We start from the raw sequence: 20,529 nt of genomic DNA on the forward strand, positions 1-20,529 counted from the left end.
CTTTCCGTCTCCGATAGTGAATGCTGCCAGAGGCAGTGTCGTCAGACCGGTGGAAGAGGGTCCGCGTGCCGCGCAAGACAGTGATCATTGGTGGAGGAGCGGCCGGCCTCGGCGCCGCGACCGGTGTGAAGACCGCGGACCCGTCCGCGGAGGTCGTCGTCTACACCCGGGAGGCCGAGTCGGTGTACGGCTCCGCCGGCATCCCGGCCGACGAGGCCGAGGTCGAGGACTTCGAGAAGCTGCTCGTCGCCGACACGCAGACCTACCTCGATGCGGGCGTGGCCGTGCACTTCGGCGCCGACGTCACGGCGATCGACACCGCGGGCCGGACGATCACCGTGGGCGGCGCCCCCGTCTCCTACGACAACCTCGTGATCGCCGCGGGCACCGGTCCGGCGGCAGCGGGCGTACCCGGCGGTGAGCTGCAGGGCGTCTTCCACGTCAGCGGCGGTCGCAGCGTCTCCGAATGGCGCGAGGTCATCGCCCGGACCAAGAGCGCCGTCGTCGTCGACGCGGGCGGCGTCGGACTGGAGATCGTGACGGCGCTGGCCAAGCGCGGCGTCGAGACCCACGTCGTCGAGTCCGCCGGGCAGGTCCTGCCCTCACTGCTCGACCCCGACTTCGCCGCGCTCGTCCAGGACGGCTGGACCGAGATGGGCGTGCACCTGCACCTGAACACCACGGTCTCCGAGCTCGTCGGCGACGGCGGCGCCGTGCGCACGGTGCGCACCTCCGACGGCGACCTCCCGGCCGACCTCGTGGTGGTCGCCACGAACCGGGCCGCCGACACCTCCGTCGCCGCCGCGGCGGGGATCGCCGTCGGGCCCGGCGGCATCGTCGTCGACGACCACATGCGGACCTCCGTGGCCGGTGTCTGGGCCGCGGGCGACGTCGCCGAGGTCGCCCACGGCGGCGGGGACGCCCCGCTGCGGGGGCTGACGACCTCGCACGCCTACGCCGAGGGTCGCGTCGCGGGCACCAACGCCGCCGGTGGCGACCGCGCCTACAAGGCCGTCCGCGTCCCGTGGAGCACCGCGGCGGGCGCCTCCGTCGTCGGTGGCGTGGCGTTCAACGAGACCTCGGCCGCGGCGGCGGGCATCGCGTACGTCAAGGGCGAGGCCCAGGGCATCTCCCGGGCCCGCTACTACCCGGGCGTCAACATGGTGAAGGTGAAGCTCCTCGCGGAGCCCGGCACGCTGCGCCTCATCGGCGCCCAGCTGCTCGGCGGTGGCGAGGGCATCAAGGAGCGCGCGAACTTCCTCGCGCAGGCCGTCAAGGTCGGCCTGACCCTCACCGACATGTCGACGATGGAGAACGTCTACTCGCCGGCGATCGGCGCGCTCAACGAACCCATGGTCGTCGCCGCCACCAACGGCGTCGCGAACGCGCAGAAGGGCTGACCTGACATGGCCTCGGGCGGTTTCTTCGGGTGGCTGCGCCACAACGCCGAGCACTACCTGCTCGTCGACTCGCAGCAGAAGATGTCCCAGCGGCTCGGCACGGCCGCACCCCGCCCCGCCAAGGGCGGCAAGGAGATCTTCTGGAGGAAGATCTTCACCCCGTTGTACGCCATCATGCCGTGGTCCCTGCGCTCGACGATCATGAAGTCGATGCCGGGCAGCCACCGGAAGACGTGGGCCGCGCCGCCGACACCGCAGGGTGCGTCGTCGGCCCTCGACAAGTTCGAGTTCGTGACTCCGACCGTGAGCACGCCGAACGGGAACACACCTCAGAAGAAGGAGAGCACTGTGGCTCAGATCGTCGGTACTCGGGCTCAGGCAGGCGACGCGATCGTCGACTACGACCAGAAGCTGTTCGACGACATCCAGGCCGAAGCCGGTGAGAAGGCCTACATCTTCATGCACACCGTGCCCTACGAGGGCTCGGTCGGTCTGGTCAACATGCTGACCTGTACCCGCATCAACCGTAAGGGCTTCGACACCAGCCTCGTGCTGTACGGCCCCGGCGTGCTCATGGCGTCGGCGACCCGTGGTTTCCCGACCGTCGGCTCGGAGGCCTTCCCCGGCCACCTCGCCTACAACAACCAGCTGCAGACCTTCATGAAGGAGGGCGGCAAGGTCCTGGCCTGCCGCTTCGCCATGGCCGCGCTGTACGGCATGCGCGAGACCGACCTGATCGAGGGCGTGCAGCCGATCCACCCGCTGGACATCCTGGACTGCACGCTGACCGCCCGCCGCGAGGGCGCGCTGGTCATGCAGACCTGGACGCTCTGACATCGTCGGCGCCCCCAGGTGACGGGCGGGCCGGGTCATCGCGACCCGGCCCGCCCGTCGCCGTTCCCGCCCGAACTCCTGACCTTCCGTACGAGCACTCCCGGGAGCACCCCATGCCGGACGCCGGCACGTTCTCGCCCACCGTCGCCATGGCCCGCAACCGCTGGCGCGCCGCCGAGGACCGGCTCTACCCCACGCTGATCGCCGACCCGGGCTCCTACCAGCGCTCGATCAACGCGATCCAGGCCGTGGTGACGGAGCTGCGCAAGCGGTGCACCGGGGTCGACGACATCATCGCGGCCGAGGCCGCCCCCGACGAGCTGATCGCCACCGCGCTGCCCGGCGGTAGCGTCATCCCCGTCGATCTGCTCGTCGGCGTCGCCTGCGGGATGGCCGACCGCGAGATCGCCGCCGACACCGAGCGGCGGCGCCGGGAGGCAGCGATCGAGGAGGCACGCGCCGCCGGCCGCGCGTGGGTCGTCGTCGCGGGACCGGAGGCGATCGAGGAGCTCACCGACGGCCGTCGCCCCGAGCTGCACCTCGCCTCCGGCATCCTCGTCGAGGCCGCTGTCGACCCGTGGTCCGGCGAGGACCCCTTCCAGCTGCAGGTCACCGAGGGCGGGACGGGCACCGTCCTCGTCACCGGCTCGTTCGTCGACCGCGACGAGTGGCTCGCCGAGATCGCGCGCCAGCGCGCGGCCGTCGAGGACGGGACGGTCGGGGGATGAGCCCCACCGCGTGCCCCGGTACCGCCGACACGCTCGTCGCGGCCTGCCGCATCGCCGTCGGGGCCGCCGAGACCGGCCTGGTGCACGACATCCGGCGGGCGGTGTTCGTCACCGAGCAGCGGCTGTTCGACGGCTCGGACCTCGACGAGCACGACGCCGACCCCGCGACGATCGACGTGCTGGGCACCGTCGGCGGGGCACCGGCCGGCACCGTGCGGCTGTTCCCCCTCGACCCGGCCGACCCGACGGGCGACTGGAAGGGCGACCGGCTCGCCGTCCTGCCCGAGTTCCGTGCGTCCGGGCTCGGCGGGCCGCTCGTGCGCTTCGCCGTCGCCACCGCGGGCGCGCGCGGCGGCCGCCGGATGCAGGCGATGGTCCAGCTGGCCAACGAGGCGTTCTTCCTGCGGCTCGGCTGGCGCCGCCTCGGCGCTCCCGAGCTGTACGTGGGCCGGCCGCACCTGCGGATGGACATCGACCTGCAGGCCGCCCGCGCGGCCTGCTGAGGCCCGCGGGACGGGCGGCCCAGGCGGGACGGACGGCTCAAGGGACACGCGCGGAACCCGGCGGTCCGGCGCGGCCCGCGGGCCCCTGGCGGTCCGGCGATGCCGCGGACCCCCCGGCGGCTCGGCGCGGCCCGCGGAGCCCGGTGGTCGGCGATGCCGTGGACTCCGGCGGTCGGCGATGCAGCGCGGCCCGGTGGCGCAGCGAGCCCGGGGGGCCCGGCGGATCAGTGCGTCCGGCGCCGCTCCGACACCAGCCGGCCAGACGCCCCGAACGTCTCGCGCAGCTCCGTCGGCAGCGACTCGGCGATCCGCCCCAGCGCCGCGCTGCGGTCGGCGGAGGCGCCGAGCTGCCCGATGACGAGGTCGGAGCGGGTGGTCGCGGCGACGCGGGCGGCTTCGTCGGGGCGGTCGAGTGCGGCGAGGGCGAGGGCTTCGTACTTGGGTGAGGCGTAGAGGCGGGCTTCGACGAGCAGGGCTTCGGCGTGTTCGGGTTCCCAGCGGGAGCGCATTTCGAGGTAGCGCATGACGGCGCGGGGTTTGAAGGGCAGGGAGCGGTCGAGGGTGGGGGCGGCGGCGGTGACGAGGTCGGCGGCGGCGTCGTCGTGGCCCAGGAGCAGGTCGCAGTCGGCGAGGGCGAGCAGGGCGTGGAGTTCTTGTTCGAGTTCGAGTGCGCCGCCGCCGCGGCGGGCGAGTTCGACGGCGTGTTCGGCGTGGTCGCGGGCGCGGTGGACCTGGCCGAGTTCTTGCCAGAGCCAGCTGGTGGCGGTTTCGATGCCGGCGCGGTAGAAGCCGACTTTCTCGGCGTCGATGAGGCGGCGGGCGTTGTCGAGGGCGCGGAGGGCGCCGGCGAAGTCGCCGGAGTCGCCGCGGGCGAGTGCGGTGAAGAAGAGGGTTTGGAGCAGGGGGCGGAACTCGCCGGTGCGGCGGCAGAGGGCGGCGGCGCGGGCGAGGACGGTCTTGGCCTCGGTGAAGCGGTCCATGTGCTGCAGCAGCGCACCGCGGTACGCGAGCGCCACCGCGGTGGTGGGGTCGCCGGGGGAGGAGCCCAGCACCTGCTCGTAGGCGGTGCCGGCGCCGGCGTAGTCGCCGTCCCAGTGCCGGACGCGGCCGAGGAGCAGGGTGGCGCTGGGCAGGGCGCCGGGGGCGGCGGCGGCGGACTCGGCGAGCTCGGTGGCCTGTTCGGCGAGGTCGACGGCGGCCATCGCGTCGCGGGCGTAGAGCGCCGTCCAACCCAGCTGTTCGAGGATGCGCGCCTCGAGCTCGGAGTCGCCGATGTCGCGGGCCAGCGCGAGGGCCTCCTCGAGGTCCGCGCGGGCCTGGTCGTAGCGGCCGAGCTCGCCGCGGGCGCGCCCGTGCCGCATCAGCGCCTCGGCGAGCCGCTCCGGGTCGCCGACCGTCCGCGCCGCCTCCACGGCCTGCGCGATCAGCTGCTCGGCGTCGGTGTGGGCGAACCCGAGGTGGGCGACGTGCGCGGCTGCCAGCCACGCGTTGGCCGCGCCCGCCCAGTCGCGGGCCTCGGCCAGGTGTCGCGCCGCGGCCTCGGGACGGGCCCGCAGCATCCGCGCCGCGCGCCGGTGCCGGGAGATCCGCACCGGCTCGGGCATCGACGCGTAGGCGACCTGGCGCACGATGTCGTTGCTGAACCGGAAGCTCTCGCCCTGGGTGACGATCAGCCCGGCCCGCAACGCCCGTCCGGCCCGCCGCGCGCAGTCCTCGACGTCGAGCCCGCTGAGCTCCGCCACGTCGTCGAGGGAGAACGTCAGGCCCAGTACGGCACCCTGGGCGAGCAGCACCGCCACCGGCTCGCCGGCGTGCTCGATCCGCTCGGCCACCGAGTCGTGCAAGGACGGGGGCACCTGCACCCCGCCCCGCGGCGACGGCGGCTGGCGCAGCAGCTCGGTGAGGAACAGCGGCGAGCCGCCGGTCCACTCGTACAGCTGGTCGGCGTCGTGCCCGGAACCGGACCGCTCGACGAGGGTGGCGACGTCGGCCCGGGTGAGCGGGCCGAGGTCGATGCGGCGGGCGACGTCGCGCAGCATGTCGGTGACCGGCTGGTCCTCCGACGTGCGCTCGGTGAGCAGGACCATCGCCCGGCTGCCCTCCCAGTGCCCGGCGAGCAGGTGCAGCGCCTCGACCGTCGAGCTGCCGGCGTGCTGCATGTCCTCGATGACGAGCAGCACGGGCTGGCGGGCGGAGAGCCGCACCAGGAAGCCGGTGAGCGCGTCGAGGCTGCGGCGGTGCTCGAGCTCGGGAGCGGCGCGGATGTAGGGCGTCTCGCCGACGAGGGCGGTCAGCTCGGGCAGCAGCTCGGTGAGCGTGCCCAGCCTGCCGCCCGCGAGCTCGCGGACGTCGGCGGGTGTCATTCGGTGCACGACGGTCCGCAGCGCCTCGACGAGCGGCTGCAGGTACAGCGAGCGTTCGGCCTCGAAGCAGTCGACCCGCAGGACGAGCCCGCCGGTCCGGCGCGGCTCGGCAGCGAATGCCGTGACCAGCGCACTCTTGCCGATCCCCGCCTCGCCGGCGACGACGGTGAGCGCGGGCCGCCCGGCCGCGGCGCCCTCCCACAGCTCGCGCAGCACGGCCAGCTCGGCGTCGCGTCCGACCACGGGCTCCACCCGGTCGGGCACCCCGACGACGGGTTGACGCGTGGGGTGGTCGACGGCGTTGGGGCTCTCCGAGCGCAGCACCGACAGGAACAGCGCCTGCGTCGCGGGCGAGGGGTCGCTGCCGAGGTGCTCGGACATCGCCACCCGCAACGTCCGGTACGCGACGAGCGCCGCGCTCGACCGGCCCGCCCGCTGGTGGCCGAGCATGACGGTGCGGCAGGCCTCCTCGTCGAACGGGTCGTCGCGCAGCGCGGTGGAGGCGACCTCGACCGCGGCGTCGTACGCACCCAGCTCGACCGCGGCCGCGCTCCAGCAGATCCGGGCCCGGCGCAGCAGCCGGGTGACCGAGCGGCGCAGCCCGTCGACCCACGGACCGTCGTGCTCGCCCGCGAGCGGGACGTCGGCGTCGAGGAGCTTGGCGGCGTGCTCGGCGCTGGTGGAGGCGAGCGCGCTGCGCCCGTGCGAGAGTTCGTACTCCGCGGTCTCGACGAGCTCGACGGCCTCGTGCAGGTCGACGGCGACGTCGTCGGCGACGAGCCGGTAGCCGGCCGCCGAGCCGTCGATCCGTTCGCGGCCGATGGCCCTGCGGAGCCTGCTCACGAGCGCGGCGACGTTGCGGTCGGCGCGTTCGGGGGGTTCGTCGTTGTCCCACAGCGCGTCGACCAGCGTGCCCACGGAGACGAACTCCCCGCGACGCTCGGCGAGGACCGCGAGCGCGCGCCGCGCCTTGCCCGTCGGGACCGGCGCCGAGAGCTCTCCTTCGACCGTGAAGGGGCCCAGCAGGCGAATCCGCAAGGCCGTCGTCACCGGTAGGACTCTACCCGGATCCGGTACTCCGATCGGCGGCCGGGACGAGTCCGTAACGCCGTCTCAACAGCACGTTTCCTAAATGACACGATCGAACACGATCGTGGACGACAGGGTCTCGCGGGCCGCGCGGCAGGCCCGTGCGCACGACGGCCGCACCCCTGCCGGGTGCGGCCGTCGTGTCGTCGCGCGGGGCGGGGCGGGGCGGTCAGTGCCCGTGCCCGTGGCCGTGTCCGTGGCCGTGCTCGTCCCCGTCGTCGTGCCGGTGGTCGTAGCCGGCGGGACGGGCGGCGAGCTCCTCGGCGCGCTGGACGATCTCGTCGGTGAAGACGGTGCCGTCGCCGGCGAGGACGTCCTCGAGGGCGCCCAGCCACTGGGTGTAGTAGGAGTAGCACTCGCCCTCGGGGTGGTGGTTCTCCCAGGCGGCGATACGCGCGATGAGGGCGGCCTGGAACTGGGACCAGGCGAACAGGCCGGCGTCGTGCAGCGAGACGGCCATGCCGAAGGCGCGGGACTCCCACGGTTCGGCGAAGACGAGCTCGCCGTTGGCCCGCGGCGGTGCGGACTGGGCGTCGGCGTCGAGGTCGATCAGGCTCGGTGTTGCGGACATCGGATGCTGCTCCGGGCGAGGGTGACGGCTACTTGGTGACGTGGGCGACGCCGACCATGGCGTCGCGGGTGACGAGGGCGGTGAGCTGCTCCTCGGTGTAGTCCTCGGTGCCGGCGGGGCGCTGGGGCAGGACGAGCCAGCGGACCTCGGCGGAGGAGTCGCGGACGATGATCTCGACGTCGTCGCCGAGTTCGCAGCCCATCTCGGCGAGGACCTTGCGGGGCTCGCGGACGACGCGGGCGCGGTAGGCGGGGTCCTTGTACCAGGCGGGAGGCAGGCCGAGGACGGGCCACGGGTAGCAGGAGCAGAGGGTGCAGACGACGACGTTGTGGACGGTGTCGGTGTTCTCGACGACCACGATGTGTTCGCCCTGGGGGCCGGCGAAGCCGAGCTCCTTGATGGCGGCGGTGCCCTCGGCGAGCAGGCGGGCCTTGTACTCGGGGTCGGTCCAGGCCTTGGCGACGACCTTGGCTCCGTTGAGGGGGCCGACGGCGGTCTCGTAGGTGGCGATGAACTTGTCCATCACGGCGGGGTCGACGAGGCCGCGTTCGGTGAGGAGTTGTTCGAGCGCCTCGGTGCGCAGGGCGGGGCTGATGCGGTTGCCGGAGCCGTCGAGGTGCTCGTCGGGGTTCAGGGCGGTGCTCACGCGGCGGTCTCCTTGTCCTGCAGGTAGCTGTCGAAGATCTCGATGGTCAGTTCGAAGGGCTCGGCGTCGGCGCCGTAGAGCTCGGTCGAGGTGAACCGCACCGAGTACACGTGCTGGGCGTTCTCCCCCAGGAACCGGGCGTGGGTCTCGGGGAAGACGTGCGCGGGCTGCACGGCCTCGACGACGCCACGGTGGCCCCGGACGTAGGCGGGCAGCTTGTTGGCGTCGCTCTCGACCTCGGACGCCACGGTGACGGTGTCGCCGACCGCGAAGCGGGGCGCCTCGTCGATCTGGCGCAGCGAGCCGGCGGCGGTCGGCGCGTAGTCGGGCTTGTTCGGCTCGGGGACCGGCGGCTCCTCGACGTCCTCGCCGGCGTTGTTGCGGGCGCGCGCGTCGACCGCACCGGGCGCGAGGATCCCGGACTCGACGAGCATCAGCTCGGAGGCGTTGAGCCAGCGGCCGTAGTAGGTGTCGTCGAAGTAGGACTTCGGGTCCAGCCGGCCCAGCGCGTAGCGGAACGCGTCGAGGTTCTGCCCGGACACGCGGCCCATGGTGAGCAGCGTGAGCGCGAACGCCCGGCCCTCCCAGGGCTCGTGGAACACCGCGTCCTTGTCCTGCGGGGTGGGCGGGTCGACCTTCCCCCAGCCGGTGGCACCGCCGATGTCGGCAACGCTCTCCATCAACACCACACCTCTCTCACGCACACCCGGTCGCCCGGTGTCGATCACCGCTTGTGGTCCGCGCGGCCCGCTCGGGAGCCGGTGCAGTCCGCGTCACATAGTAGACCTGCGCACACTATTGGATACGGCGGCAGGTGGCCATGCCGCGACGCGAACGGGTCCCGAACGGGTCCCGGTGCGGGTCCGGTCAGGGTGCGGAGGCGGCGATGACGGAGGTGAGCGCGGCGTGCAGCGACTCGAGTTCCGACAGCGGCATGCCCAGCCGCGCGATGATCGCCGGCGGTACCTTCTCGGCCTGCTGCCGCAGTGCCGCCCCGGCCTCGGTGAGCGAGACCGCCAGTACGCGCTCGTCCTCGGCCGACCGCCTGCGCACCACGAGCCCGGCTGCCTCCAGGCGCTTGAGCAGCGGCGAGAGCGTCCCGGGATCGAGTGCCAGCAGTCCGGCGAGCTCCTTGACCGACAGCGGCGCGCGCTCCCACAGCGCCAGCATGACCAGGTACTGCGGGTGGGTGAGGCCCATCGGCTCCAGCACGGGCCGGTAGAGCGCGATGACGTTGCGCGCGGCCACCGCCAGTGCGAAACAGACCTGCCGGTCGAGCCTGAGTAGATCGGTGGGCTCCCCGGCGGCGGCGCCGGCGGGGTCGGCGGTCTGGACCGGGGCGATGCCCGCGTCGCCTCGGTCACTCCGGTATGCGGTGGACATGGTCGTGAGTGTACCGTTGATTGGTACACAAATCATTGGGGTGGAAAATGAGTGGGAAGCCGCGCCGGCCGGGACCCTTCCGCTGGCTCCTCTACACCTTCGGTGCCGGCCTGCCGCCGGAGTACCGGGACTGGGTGCTGCACGACGTCACGGCGCGCACGTGGCAGCTGCGCCACCTGGGCCGCACCGCGATCCAGATCGCACCGGTCGCGGTGCTGCTCTTCGTCCTCATCCCCGGCCAGGCCTGGGTCCGCGCGCTCGCCGTGCTCGCCGGGCTGATCCTCGGGTTCTTCTACTCCGTGGCCTACATGTACGAGACGGCCGAGCACCGCGCGGTGAAGGCGGGCTGGCCGCTGGGCACCGCGGCAGGCGTGCGCAACGAGGACCGTGCCGAGGAGCTCGCGGCCGATCGCGAGCGCTACAACCAGCGATGGCGCACCGAGACCCCACCGCCGAACGAGCTCCCGCCCGGCTGACGGCCCCGCATCGGCCTGCTGCCGCCGGCCGCGCGCTCAGTCGCGCAGCAGCCGCGCCCGGCGCATCGCGACGGCGGTGAGCCGGGTGTCCCCGGGCGCGAGCAGGGTGACGAGGCGGTCGTGCACCTCGAGGTCGTCGCGCCCGAGCGGGTGCCCGGCGAAGGTGTGCAGCAGGTCGACGTCGTCGGTGTCGAGCACCGCCCGCCGTAGCCCGGCCTCCAGCTCGTCGCGCAGCTCGCGGATCTCGGGGGAGTCCGAGCGCGGCAGCAGCGGGCCGCCGCACGCCGAGAGCGCCGCTTCGACCCGCCCTGCCTGCAACGCCGCCCGGACCGAGCCGAAGTCGGTCTCGACGGTCGCGTCGAGCCGGTAGGGCCGGGTGCGCAGCACGTCGGCACCGATGAGCGCACGCAGCCGGTGGATCTCCCCGCGCACCGTCGTGGGGTTCCCGTCCTCGCCGTAGAGCAGCTGTGCCAGCCGCTCGCCGGAGACGCCGTCGGGGTGCAGGGCGAGCATCGCCAGCACCTCGGCGGGCCGCAACGTCAACGGGACGGGCCTGCCGTTGAGCAGCAGCCGCGGCGCCCCGTCGCCCATGAAGCGCATCGACAGCGCGGTCCGCGGTGCGCTGCGGGTCGTCCGCGTCGCGGCCCGCAGCAGGTAGCCCTCCGCGAGCGGCTCGACGAGCATCTCCCGGCCGTCGGCGAGCACGACCCGGTCGGCGCCCTCGGCGATGGCGACGCGTTCGGGCCATCGCCCGTACGGCTCGCCCGCGATGATCCGACCCGTCGGCGTCACGAGGGCACCCGCGGCGCCGCGCAGGCTGGCCAGGTGCGGCATGTTGCGCATCCGCAGCCGCTCGTCGGCGATCGCGACGCGCACCCGCAGCTGGTTCTCCGCGAGCGTCGCCGTCGTCGACACGAGCTGGACGAGCGCGGGGTGCGCGGTGTGCAGCGGGCCGCTGATGTCGACCGCGCCCAGGATCGCGCCCGTGTCCGGGTCGTGCACCGGGGCGGCGACGCAGGTCCAGGCGTGGAACGCGCGGACCAGGTGCTCGGCGGAGTGGATCTGGACCGGCGCGTCGACGGCGAGCGTGGTGCCCATCGCGTTCGTGCCGATCGTCTCCTCCGACACCTGCGTGCCGGGGTAGAGGCCGACGCGGTCGGCGTCGGAGAGCAGGCTGGACGCCCCGTCGCGCCAGAGGATGTGGCCCTCGGCATCGGTCACCAGCATGACGTGCATGGCCTCGTCGGCGATGCTCACGAGCGTGCTGCGCAGCAGCGGCATGACCGTGTTCAGCGGGTGGTCGGCCCGTAGCGTCGGCAGGTCGTCGGAGCTGTAGACCAGCGGCGGCGCGACACTCTCCGGGTCGACGCGCGCGGCGAGGCTGCGCTGCCAGGACTCCGAGATGATCGGGCGGGGTCCCGGGCCCTCGTCGCGACCGCGCAGCGACGGGCCACCCGCACCGATGACCTCGTCGAACACCTTGGACAGGGCGCGGGCGCGCGCCAACGGGTCCGCGGACACCTTGCGGTCGGGCGACGGACTGCTCACGTGCCCCCTTCCCCCCATCGACGAGGGGCGGTACGCGTGCGCAGGGCCCCGTCCGCATCATCGCCCACGCCGCCGAGGGCAGGCAAGGCAAGGGGTGACCTCCCCTACTGGTCAGTGCAACGAACGCGCAACGTGGCGCTCGCTACGGTGCCGGCACCGGCCCGGAGCAGCACGTGGGCCGGTGACCGACAGCACGAGGAGGCACCGCCGATGACCGTCGACGCCGTACTCACCCGGACCGCGAACGGCCGCGACACCGACCCCGCCGCCGGGCTGGCGCAGCGCACCGCCCGCATCCTCGTGGTCGACGGCGAGGGGATCGTTCGGTTCGGGCTGCGGCAGCTGTTCGCCGCCGAACCGGACCTGGCCGTGGTCGGCGAGGCCGCCACCGCGCGCGACGCCCTGCTGATCGCCGACCGGTGCCGGCCCGACCTCGTCATCATCGACGTCGAGCTGGGCAGCGGCGCCGGCGCGGGCGGGGCGGAGCGCGTCGGGGTCGAGGTGGCGCGCACGCTGCTGCAGCGCCGCCGTGGGGTCCGCGTGCTGGTGCTCACCAATTGCCGCGACCGCGACGTGATGCTCAGGACCGTCCGCAGCGGGGTCCACGGCTACCTGCGCAAGGGCGTCGAGACCTCCGAGATCGTCCGCTCGGTGCGGGCGCTGCTGCGCGGGGAGAGCGTCTTCGACTCGCGGACGACGTCGGTCGTCGTCGACGTGCTGCGCGACGAGGACGGCGGCGCCCGCCCCCGCGGCCAGATGCTCACCGAGCGCGAGAACCAGGTGCTCAAGCTGCTCGCCGTCGGCATGAGCAACCGCGAGATCGCCGTCCGGCTGCTCATCTCCGAGGCCACCGTGAAGTTCCACGTCCGCAACCTGCGCGAGAAGCTCGACGTCCGCCGCCGCACGGAGATCGTCTACACGGCGACCCGCCAAGGGATGGTGTGAGCAAGCCCGCGTCCCGTCGCGACCGGCCGGGTGGGAGGCTCGTCCCGAACGGTGCTCCGGTGCCGCCGCGTTGTCGGCGGTTCCCGGGTGTGTCACCGTGATCCGCACGATCGTGAGGTGACGCGGGTCCGGCGGCCGCCGGACCGGGGGACGCGAGGGAGCAGGCTACGAGGCCATGGCCACCACACAGCGGCGACGTACGGCCCGGACCACCGCGCCCACCTCGTCGGCCGACGAGGCCGTGACCCCCGACCCGGCCGCCGACGCCACGGGCGCCGTGGTCGCCGAGCCCGCAGCTCCTGCGGCTCCCGCGGCTGCGTGGGAGAACATCGTCGGCGCGATCGGGCCCAAGGTCCGTGAGGTCCGCCAGCTGCTCGGGCTGTCGTTGCAGCAGCTCGCAGGCCGCTCGGAGGTCTCGGCCGCCGCGATCCACAAGGTCGAGCGCGGCGACATGGTCCCGACCATCACGACCTTGCTCAAGCTCGCCGCCGCGCTCGGCCGCCCGATCGGCTTCTTCGTCGACGACGCCGAATGGGCCGGTCCGGTCGCCGTTCACGTTCGCGCGGCCGAGCGCCCCGTCGCCCCCGCCGACTGGGCGCCCTCGGCCACCGGCGTCGACGCCCGGGCGATCGCGCTGCCCACCGACCGGTTGCGCGCCGGCGCGGTCGTCGCGCGCGTCGAGCCCGGTGGCACCAGCGGCGAGCCGCGCTCGGTGCGGTCGGGCGAGGAGCTCGTCCTGGTCCTCGAGGGCACGCTGACCGTCGAGGTCTCCAACGAGATCTATCGGCTCGAACAGGGCGACTCGCTGCAGTTCCCGGCCGACCGGCCGCACAGCTGGCACAACCCCGGCCGTCGCGCGGCGAGCGTCGCGTGGTGGTACCTGCACGGCTGATGCGCTATGTGATCGTGGGTGCCGGCGCGATCGGCGGCACCGTCGGAGGTCTCCTGCACCAGGCGGGCAACGACGTCGTGCTCGTCGCCCGCGGCGCGCACCTCGACGCGCTGCGTCGCGACGGCCTCACACTGGACCGGCCGTCCGGGACGACGACGCTGCGGGTGCCGGTGGCGGGCACGCTCGCCGAGGCGGGGCTGCGCGACGGCGACGATCCCGACCTGCTCGTCGTCGCGACGAAGCTGCAGGACGCCGAACCCGTCCTCGACCAGGCCAGGGAGCTCGCGCCCGGCGTCGGCGTGCTGTGCGCGCAGAACGGCGTGGCGGGCGAGCGGATGGCCCGGGCGCGCTTCGAGACCGTCGTCGCGATGGTCGTGATCCTGATGGCCGACCATCTGGAGCCCGGCGTCGTCGCCGCGTACATGGAGCCGCACCCGGGCGTGCTCGACGTCGGTGGCTACCCGGAGGGCGACCCCGCCGCCGCCACGCTCGCCGGACGCGTCGCGGCCGATCTCGTCGCCGCCGGGTTCAGCGCGCAGGCGCGAGCCGACATCATGCGCTGGAAGTACCGCAAGCTGCTGTCGAACCTGGGCAACGCCGCCGAGGCCGCCTGCGGCTCCGACGACCCCGCGCTCGCGGACCTGTCCGGTGCGGCCCGCGTCGAGGGCGTGCGTGCACTGGCCGTCGCGGGGATCGACGTCGCCACGGACGAGGAGGACCGGGCCCGGCGCAACGGACGCGTCGCCGCGGGCACGATCGCGGGCCGCACCCGGGGCGGCGGCTCGTCGTGGCAGAGCCTGCGCCGCGGGACGGGCAGCATCGAGGCGTCCTACCTCAACGGGGAGATCATCGCCCTCGGCGAGCGCCACGGTGTCGCGACGCCGGTGAACTCGCTGCTGCTGCGCGTCGCGGAGGAGATGGCCGCGGCGCGCGAACAGCCCGGTGGCCGTTCGGCTGCCGACCTGCTCGCCGCCGCCCGCACGTGACCGCGGGCGGCGAGGACCGAGGCCCCGCGCGATCGTCACGGGGCCACGACCGTCCCCTGGTGGTACAGCGCCCGCCAGCCGCCTGAGGTCCGCTCCCACACCGTCGCCCGCCGGGTGACCCGCTCGCCCTGGGTGAGGGTGTAGGTCACCAGGTAGGTGCCCGGGCCGAGGGCGCGGCACGCGAAACCGTCGGCCGACCAGGGGTCGGGCTCGTCGCGGGCGTAGCGCTCGAGCAGTACCCCGATCACGAACTCCCGGTCGTAGGTCCGGCCCGACGCGCCGACCTCCCAGTAGTCCGGTGCGGTCATCGCCTCGAGGTCGGCGCGCCCCGTGCCCCACTCGGGCCGGTGGAACAGCGGCTCGCGCGCGAAGAGCTCGCTGCGGACGACGTCGTTCTCCTCGGGGTCGTTCCCCTCGGGCATCGTCGTAGGTCCCTCCCTCGCGACGGCCACGGCGGCCGTGCCGCACACACCGTCGCACGCCGCCGGGTCTGTCGGCGTGCCTCGTCCGGCGCGGCCGGGGGTGGGTCCGGGTCGCGTCGAATGTCCGGACGGTCCCGTCGGCGGCGACACGGCGCCGGTCCTCACGGAGGGTGACGCGGTGCGGCGAGCGCCTCCGGCCCGATGATCTCGGTCGCGTGCGGCCCACGTCACGACGACGCAGGTCACCGCCGCAGGCCGGCACGAGTTCCCGGGCTCGGCCACACGATCGGGTGATCGTCGGCGTGGACTCCCGCGACAGCGACGTCGGTGGGTCGGGAGGACGTTCGCACAGGTCAGGGTGATGACCGGACATTCGGCCCGGGGTGGGACCCGCCGTGATGCACGCGCGGGGCACGAGGGCGCGCACGGGTGGGTTTGACCTCCGGACCGCGCCGCGACGATCCTTCCGGCATGCACGTTCGGGCCCTTTCCGCCGCCTACCGGCGGCACGTCGACCTCCGTCGGCAGGCCAGCGCGCTGTGTCCGGTGGACGCCTGACCCTGCGCGGGTCCCGCCCCGGCCGCTGTCCGCGGCCGCCGTGATGTCGTCATGTCGACGCCGCGGCGTACGCCGCCGCACGGCAGGGCCCCCACCGCGCGGTGTCCACCGCCGTCCGGCCTTTCCCCGGCCCGCCCCGACGACGCGGGCGTGCACACGGGCCGGAGTCCCTGCCGTCCGTACGTACCGCCGACGACACCTCCCTCCGGCGCACCCCGGGTGCGCCGGGTCGTCGCATGCGGACCGTCCGCTCCCCGCACGACCATCGAAAGGCACAACCGTGTCACTCCACAGGACAGCACGCATCGCGATCGGCGGGCTCGCGCTCGCCGCCGCGGCCACGATCGGAGCGTCCGTACCCGCGTTCGCGGCGGACCTCGTCCCGGCCCCGGGTGGGCTCCCCGGCGGCATCCCGGGTACCGGAACCATCGACCCCGACGGCCCGGCGCCCGCGCCGACCGCGCCGGAGATCGCCCCGTCGGCCGAGACCCATCCCTCGGGCGACGTGCTCAACCGGTTCAGCGACGTCGCCCCGGCGGGGCTGCCGCTGAGCGGGCTCGCGCAGTCCGTCGTCGGCGCCACCAAGATCATTCCGGGGCGTTGACGATGGTCACCTCACTGCGGGCCGTCCCGCTGCGCCGCAAGCTGCTGCTCGGCGGCCTGGCGCTCGCCGTCGTGGCCGGCGTCGTCGCGATCCCTGCGACGTCCGACACCGCCTACGCCGACATCCAGGCCGTCCGGTCGTCGATCATCGGTTCCGACGGCAAGGACTACTGGGTCGAGAACCACGTCGACACCGCGGCCGTCGACGCGTCCCGGGAGGCGCTCGCCGACCAGGGCAAGCGGCCCGAGTACCTGATCGTCTGGGCCGGTGACGAGAACGTCGCCGACACCGCGGTGCCCGACGTCAAGAACCTGCCCGGTTCGCTGGCCAACACCACCGAGAAGGTGCGCAACGCGCTGCCGGGCCCCGACTTCATGGCCGTCGTCGACGCCACCGAGGGGTCACCGACCTACGGCAAGGTCGTCAACACCGCGACGGTGGGCCCGCTCGTCGAGAACGAGCCGCACCACATGCAGTACTCGTGGCGCAAGGGCGACAAGATCTACGCGGGCGGGTTGTTCAGCGCCGCGACGTACGTCTTCGACGTGGCGAAGCTGCCCGCGCTGAGCCTGTCGGGCATCAGCCTCCCGTCGCAGACCCTGTGCGGCTCGGTCCCCGACGCCTACTGGGTGCTCGACGACGGCACCGCCTACGGCACGTACATGGGCGGCCCGGTCGTCCCCGGTCCGTGCACCTACAGCCACGGCGAGGTCCGCACCGGCAACGGGTTCGCGGGCACGCCCGGCGAGGTCGTGCGCTTCGCCCCCGACGGGAAGAACCTCGTCGAGGCACCCGCCGCGACCACCACGGCCGAGGACCCGAAGCAGTGCCTGGACATGCCCGCGCTGTCCGTGCCGAGCTGCGCGAACCCGCACGGGATCCAGGTCCGCGAGGACCTGGACGCGATGGTGACCAGCGACTACGCCGAGCCCCGGACGATCATCCTGGACCCGGTCAAGGCGCCGTCGCCGTACCTGCGCAGGCCGACCGTCCGCACCTGGGACATCAGCGACCTCAACCACCCGAAGGTGAAGTCGGTGTCCTACCTGCCGGAGGGCCCCCGGTCCACCGACACCGACCCGCTGCACAACGAGAACCGCGCGGTCATGGAGACCACGGTCACCAACCTGCCCGGCCACAAGGGTGCCTTCGCGATGACGATGCAGGGCGGGGCGATCTTCTACACCGCCGACATCACGGCGACGAACCCGGTGTGGAAGGAGGTCTTCGACAACACCGCCGCGATGCGGCTCATCGACCCGGCGGTGACCAACGGCGGTCCGAGCGACAACGGTGGCTGGCTGCAGACCAGCCCCGACGACACGAAGCTCTACCACGCCGTGATCGGGCGCAAGCCCGGCGCGCTGGGCAAGGACGACCCCGGCACCGCGGGCGGCGTGTTCAGCCTCGACATCTCGAAGTTGGTCGAGGCCGGTGACGACTTCGACTGCTCGATCGAGACGACGGCCGAGATCGCCGACGGCGGCGCGGGCGCCGACTGCCCGACCGTCGCGGGCCACGTCGCGATCAACCCGGGGTCGAAGGCCGCGGGCCCGCACTGGGGCGCGCTGGACAACCTCGCCATCGGTGACGACGGCTACTACCACGTCACCGACCGGCCGGCCCGGCTCGCGACGGCGGACTACTTCGTCGCGCGCACCGGCCTCGACGGTGACCACCGAGTCTGCATCATCGACCAGGACGAGGACGGCTCGCTGAACCTCGACACGACCTTCCGCGACGAGATCTCCGGCCGGCCCTGCATCAACTTCAACCGCACGACGTGGCCGCACGGCGCCTTCGGGAACGCCAAGCCGCATTCGATGCTGTTCGTCACCGCCGATGACGACATCAAGTAGGACGCGCGTCCGGCCCGTCCGGCGGCGGCACCTCTCGGGGTGGCGCCGCCGGGCGGCGGCCCTCGCCGCGCCGCCGGTGCTGCTCGTCGTCGCCGCCGGACCGGCCCACGCGGACCCCTCCGACGCGCTGCGCGTCGCGGCCCAGCTCGGACCGGGACACGGCGCGGGTGCGGTCGCGCTGCGGTTGCTGCTCCTGGTGGGGATGGTCCTCGCCGCCGGCTCCGGCCTCGCGGCGGTAGGGGTGCGGGGCGCGCTGCCACGGGCGCTGCCCGTGCTGGCGTGGACGGCCGCGATCGTGGTCGCGGCCGGTGCCGAGGCCGCGTACCTGACGGGCGAGAGCACGATGACCGGCACCCTGGTGCAGGCGCTGGTGGCGCTCGCGGTCCCCGTGCTGCTGACGACGCGGCTCGTCGCCGTGGCCGTCGTGCTGCTCACGGCCCTGCTCGCGCTCGGGCTCGGCTCGCCCCACAGCGGGTTCGCGGCGGTGCTCGACGCGACGTACGCCGTCGCGGCCGTCGTTCTGGTCGGGGCGTCGCTGTGGGGGCTGCTCACCGGCCGCGCCGCGGGCCCCGTGGCGGCGCGCGGCCACGCCCTCGCGTCGGACGGTCCTCGCCGCCGCACAGGTTCGGTCACCCCCTCCGCCACACCGGTGGGGGCCGATGCGTCCGCCGGTGCCTGCTCTGGTGCCGCGCGCCCGCCCGCCGCTGTCGCCCGGAGCGGGTCCGGCGCAGTGGACCGGCCGGCCGGCGCGTTCGCCCGCCGCGGCTCCGGTGCCGCGGACCAGCCGGCGGCGGGTGTCGGCGGCGCGGCCCACGGCGCCGGCGGTGGTCGTGCGGGCGGTGCGCCTGCGGGTGACGGCCCCGCGGGCGACCGTCGGGCGGGCGCGGGGGGAACCGTGGCCATCGGGCACGAACCGGTCGCCGGGGCCCGTGCGCGAGCCGTGGCGGCACGCCGGGACGGGGTCGCGGGGCCGCGACGTGGCATCGCGGCCACAGCCCGGCCGTCGGCGGCGCCCGGCGCGCGGTCACGGGCGTCAGCACCCCGCGGTGGCGCGACGGTGCTCGATGCGCCGCCGGCACGTCGGTCACCAGGGGTGTCCGCGGACACGGCCGCCCCCCTCGACGTCGCCGTCCCCGGAGATGTCGCTCGGCGTGCGCCCGTCCGCGAACCTGCAGCCGGGTCTGCCGCCGCGGTCGACGCGCCGCGGACCAGGCACGCGGCCCGTCGCGAGCTCGCAGGCGCGTCCCCGGCGCAGCGTCGCCGCAGCACCGGCAGGCGCGCTGCCGTGGCCGAGCCCGACGACGGTGGCCGGACCGCGCCACTCGTGCGGCGGGTCGCGATCGCGGCGGGCGTCGTCGCGACGGTGGCGGCGCTGGTGCAGCTCGTCCTGACCGGCCCGGCCACGACGGCCGACCTCGTCGCGACGCCGTACGGGCTCGCCTCCCTGGGCGCGACGGTGCTCCCCACCGCCGCGACCGGACTCTGGGTGCTCGTCGGGCTGCGCCCGGGCCGGGACCGGGCGGTCGAGCTGCAGCGCTTCGCCGTCGTCACGGCGGTCCTCGGGGTGGTGGCCACGGCCGCGCTCGCCGGACTGCCGACGCCCGCACCCGCCGCGACACCGGGCACGCCCCTGCTGCGGGCGGTCGCCCTCGGGGCCACCCCGCTCGCCGTGCTCGTCGCCCCGATGCGGCCGGGACCCAACCTCGTGCAGGTCAGCGGCACCGGCTATCCGGACGCCGGTACCGGTCCGGGTGTCGCGGCGCCCGCGGAACCGGTCGGCCACCAGCACGCCGATCTCTCCGGTCCCGCCGGGCTCACCGTCGACGCGGGTGGCGGGCCCGTGGCTTTCACGAGCCGTCCTGGCGCGCCGGGGGGCTGGGCCGTCGTCGACATCCCCGCCGGTACGCGTGAGCTGGCGCTGCGCTCGGGTCCGCTCGACGTGGTCGTCCCCGTGGACGTCGGCGACGCCGGGGTCGCCGCGCCCACGTCGGCGCTCGGCGGTCCCGACGGGCCCGAGTGCGCGAGCGCCCTGCTCGGCGGGTTCGTCGCCCGCCGGACCGGGGCCACCGACGTCCCGATGCCCGCGTGTCCCTCCGACGCGCTCGCTCCCGGCGACGCGACCTCCTTGAGCGCCATGACCAACTTCGTCGGCGAGCACGGCGTCGGGGCCCTTCGGCTGGTCTCCGACGACTCGCCGCGCTCGCGCGCCGCCGCGGCGGTCGTGCGCGACGAGGCGGCCCGCCACCACCTCCGGCTCGTCGACGCCCCGGGAACCGACGTCGCCCTGGTCGTCGTCAGCGGCTGGGAGCAGGCAGTGTCCGCCCTGCAGGAGGCGACGCGGCTCGCCGGCGAGGCACCGACGTACCTCGGCGGCACGTTCCTGGCGCCGTGGCTGCTCACCCCGTCGGTGGTGACGAAGGCGCAGTCGTCGGTGCTGGCGCTCGAGTTCACCCCGCAGGACGCGGGCCCGCAGCAGTACGCCGCGACGCTGGCGGCCACGTTCCCGGGGGCGGCCCCGTCGGCATCGGGCTACCTGGCCTGGGTCGACGCGACGCGTTCCACCCTCGACGCGCGGCCCCGGCTCTACGGCGCCGCCCCCGTCGACGTGCCGATGTCGGGTGACGACGACATGGCCGGCATGCACGGCGTCAACCCCGCCGCCTGGTTCCCCGGCGGCACCGTCGTCCCGGTCACCGGCCCGCTGGCCGGTACCTGACCCCGG

General features: G+C 74.3%; 18 protein-coding genes. 11 read left to right on the plus strand and 7 right to left on the minus strand.

Annotated features, from left to right (window positions below; genetic code table 11):
• The first annotated feature begins 65 nt into the window (after positions 1–65).
• The 4 genes from PSED_RS08260 (at position 66) to PSED_RS08275 (ending at position 3,465) form a co-directional block, all read left to right on the plus strand.
• On the plus strand, positions 66–1,400 hold the full coding sequence (locus PSED_RS08260) for an FAD-dependent oxidoreductase (RefSeq protein WP_013673792.1): 1,335 nt from the start codon (positions 66–68) through the stop codon (positions 1,398–1,400).
• A 6-nt stretch (positions 1,401–1,406) separates the two neighbouring features.
• The gene (locus tag PSED_RS08265; RefSeq protein ID WP_013673793.1) at positions 1,407–2,234 is read left to right on the plus strand and encodes an MSMEG_0572/Sll0783 family nitrogen starvation response protein; all 828 of its coding nucleotides are present in this window, start codon (positions 1,407–1,409) and stop codon (positions 2,232–2,234) included.
• 113 nt (positions 2,235–2,347) lie between these two features.
• The gene (locus PSED_RS08270; protein ID WP_013673794.1) at positions 2,348–2,962 is read left to right on the plus strand and encodes a hypothetical protein; all 615 of its coding nucleotides are present in this window, start codon (positions 2,348–2,350) and stop codon (positions 2,960–2,962) included.
• Positions 2,959–3,465, plus strand: a complete 507-nt coding sequence (locus PSED_RS08275) for an MSMEG_0567/Sll0786 family nitrogen starvation N-acetyltransferase (RefSeq protein ID WP_013673795.1) — start codon at positions 2,959–2,961, stop codon at positions 3,463–3,465. Before PSED_RS08270 ends, PSED_RS08275 begins: the two co-directional genes overlap by 4 nt.
• Positions 3,466–3,689: 224 nt before the next feature.
• Here PSED_RS08275 and PSED_RS08280 read toward each other — a convergent pair whose 3' ends face one another.
• The 5 genes from PSED_RS08280 to PSED_RS08300 all read right to left on the minus strand — a co-directional run bounded on the left by PSED_RS08280 (position 3,690) and on the right by PSED_RS08300 (position 9,517).
• Complete coding sequence (locus tag PSED_RS08280) at positions 3,690–6,878, minus strand: ATP-binding protein (RefSeq protein WP_013673796.1); 3,189 nt, start codon at positions 6,876–6,878, stop codon at positions 3,690–3,692.
• A 208-nt stretch (positions 6,879–7,086) separates the two neighbouring features.
• Positions 7,087–7,488, minus strand: a complete 402-nt coding sequence (locus PSED_RS08285) for a nitrile hydratase accessory protein (protein WP_013673797.1) — start codon at positions 7,486–7,488, stop codon at positions 7,087–7,089.
• Between the two features lie 28 nt (positions 7,489–7,516).
• Entirely contained in the window at positions 7,517–8,134 is a 618-nt protein-coding gene (gene nthA / locus PSED_RS08290) for a nitrile hydratase subunit alpha (RefSeq protein WP_013673798.1), read from the minus strand.
• Positions 8,131–8,814: a nitrile hydratase subunit beta gene (nthB, locus tag PSED_RS08295; RefSeq protein ID WP_013673799.1), complete on the minus strand. Its 684-nt coding sequence runs from the start codon at positions 8,812–8,814 to the stop codon at positions 8,131–8,133. The genes nthA and nthB overlap by 4 nt, the downstream gene beginning before the upstream one ends.
• 187 nt (positions 8,815–9,001) lie before the next feature.
• The gene (locus PSED_RS08300; RefSeq protein ID WP_013673800.1) at positions 9,002–9,517 is read right to left on the minus strand and encodes a MarR family winged helix-turn-helix transcriptional regulator; all 516 of its coding nucleotides are present in this window, start codon (positions 9,515–9,517) and stop codon (positions 9,002–9,004) included.
• Positions 9,518–9,564: 47 nt separating this feature from the next.
• Between PSED_RS08300 and PSED_RS08305 the strand changes: the two genes are divergently transcribed.
• The gene (locus PSED_RS08305; protein WP_013673801.1) at positions 9,565–9,993 is read left to right on the plus strand and encodes a DUF5313 family protein; all 429 of its coding nucleotides are present in this window, start codon (positions 9,565–9,567) and stop codon (positions 9,991–9,993) included.
• Between the two features lie 36 nt (positions 9,994–10,029).
• Here PSED_RS08305 and PSED_RS08310 read toward each other — a convergent pair whose 3' ends face one another.
• Complete coding sequence (locus PSED_RS08310; protein WP_013673802.1) at positions 10,030–11,559, minus strand: helix-turn-helix domain-containing protein; 1,530 nt, start codon at positions 11,557–11,559, stop codon at positions 10,030–10,032.
• A 192-nt stretch (positions 11,560–11,751) separates the two neighbouring features.
• Between PSED_RS08310 and PSED_RS08315 the strand changes: the two genes are divergently transcribed.
• From PSED_RS08315 to PSED_RS08325, 3 genes are all read left to right on the plus strand, one after another.
• Positions 11,752–12,486 (plus strand): LuxR C-terminal-related transcriptional regulator, encoded by a 735-nt coding sequence (locus tag PSED_RS08315; RefSeq protein ID WP_013673803.1) that lies wholly within the window; start codon positions 11,752–11,754, stop codon positions 12,484–12,486.
• Between the two features lie 175 nt (positions 12,487–12,661).
• A complete protein-coding gene (locus tag PSED_RS08320; RefSeq protein ID WP_013673804.1) occupies positions 12,662–13,378 on the plus strand; it encodes a cupin domain-containing protein in 717 nt (238 codons plus the stop codon).
• On the plus strand, positions 13,357–14,364 hold the full coding sequence (locus PSED_RS08325) for a ketopantoate reductase family protein (RefSeq protein WP_233899357.1): 1,008 nt from the start codon (positions 13,357–13,359) through the stop codon (positions 14,362–14,364). Before PSED_RS08320 ends, PSED_RS08325 begins: the two co-directional genes overlap by 22 nt.
• Positions 14,365–14,399: 35 nt before the next feature.
• On the opposite strand, the gene PSED_RS08330 is transcribed toward PSED_RS08325, so the two are convergent.
• Positions 14,400–14,786, minus strand: a complete 387-nt coding sequence (locus PSED_RS08330; RefSeq protein WP_013673806.1) for a nuclear transport factor 2 family protein — start codon at positions 14,784–14,786, stop codon at positions 14,400–14,402.
• Between the two features lie 838 nt (positions 14,787–15,624).
• Between PSED_RS08330 and PSED_RS08335 the strand changes: the two genes are divergently transcribed.
• The 3 genes from PSED_RS08335 to PSED_RS08345 are packed head-to-tail and all read left to right on the plus strand — an operon-like array spanning position 15,625 to position 20,523.
• Positions 15,625–15,948, plus strand: coding sequence for a hypothetical protein (locus tag PSED_RS08335; RefSeq protein ID WP_013673807.1), 324 nt, complete (start codon positions 15,625–15,627; stop codon positions 15,946–15,948).
• A gap of 2 nt (positions 15,949–15,950) precedes the next feature.
• Positions 15,951–17,807, plus strand: a complete 1,857-nt coding sequence (locus tag PSED_RS08340; RefSeq protein WP_013673808.1) for a hypothetical protein — start codon at positions 15,951–15,953, stop codon at positions 17,805–17,807.
• A complete protein-coding gene (locus PSED_RS08345) occupies positions 17,791–20,523 on the plus strand; it encodes a hypothetical protein (protein WP_013673809.1) in 2,733 nt (910 codons plus the stop codon). Before PSED_RS08340 ends, PSED_RS08345 begins: the two co-directional genes overlap by 17 nt.
• Positions 20,524–20,529: the final 6 nt, after the last annotated feature.

The sequence above is a fragment of the Pseudonocardia benzenivorans CB1190 genome, from assembly GCF_000196675.2.
In the GTDB taxonomy this organism is placed as follows: Bacteria; Actinomycetota; Actinomycetes; order Mycobacteriales; family Pseudonocardiaceae; genus Pseudonocardia; species Pseudonocardia benzenivorans.

Excerpts from the sequence above, each read along its gene's own strand:
- nthB (WP_013673799.1), bottom strand. The coding sequence starts at position 8,814 with ATGGAGAGCGTTGCCGACATCGGCGGTGCCACCGGCTGGGGGAAGGTC.
- PSED_RS08305 (WP_013673801.1), top strand. The coding sequence starts at position 9,565 with ATGAGTGGGAAGCCGCGCCGGCCGGGACCCTTCCGCTGGCTCCTCTAC.
- PSED_RS08270 (WP_013673794.1), top strand. The coding sequence starts at position 2,348 with ATGCCGGACGCCGGCACGTTCTCGCCCACCGTCGCCATGGCCCGCAAC.
- PSED_RS08300 (WP_013673800.1), bottom strand. The coding sequence starts at position 9,517 with ATGTCCACCGCATACCGGAGTGACCGAGGCGACGCGGGCATCGCCCCG.
- PSED_RS08285 (WP_013673797.1), bottom strand. The coding sequence starts at position 7,488 with ATGTCCGCAACACCGAGCCTGATCGACCTCGACGCCGACGCCCAGTCC.
- PSED_RS08315 (WP_013673803.1), top strand. The coding sequence starts at position 11,752 with ATGACCGTCGACGCCGTACTCACCCGGACCGCGAACGGCCGCGACACC.
- PSED_RS08275 (WP_013673795.1), top strand. The coding sequence starts at position 2,959 with ATGAGCCCCACCGCGTGCCCCGGTACCGCCGACACGCTCGTCGCGGCC.
- PSED_RS08345 (WP_013673809.1), top strand. The coding sequence starts at position 17,791 with ATGACGACATCAAGTAGGACGCGCGTCCGGCCCGTCCGGCGGCGGCAC.
- PSED_RS08310 (WP_013673802.1), bottom strand. The coding sequence starts at position 11,559 with ATGGGGGGAAGGGGGCACGTGAGCAGTCCGTCGCCCGACCGCAAGGTG.
- PSED_RS08330 (WP_013673806.1), bottom strand. The coding sequence starts at position 14,786 with ATGCCCGAGGGGAACGACCCCGAGGAGAACGACGTCGTCCGCAGCGAG.
- PSED_RS08320 (WP_013673804.1), top strand. The coding sequence starts at position 12,662 with ATGGCCACCACACAGCGGCGACGTACGGCCCGGACCACCGCGCCCACC.
- PSED_RS08265 (WP_013673793.1), top strand. The coding sequence starts at position 1,407 with ATGGCCTCGGGCGGTTTCTTCGGGTGGCTGCGCCACAACGCCGAGCAC.
- PSED_RS08340 (WP_013673808.1), top strand. The coding sequence starts at position 15,951 with ATGGTCACCTCACTGCGGGCCGTCCCGCTGCGCCGCAAGCTGCTGCTC.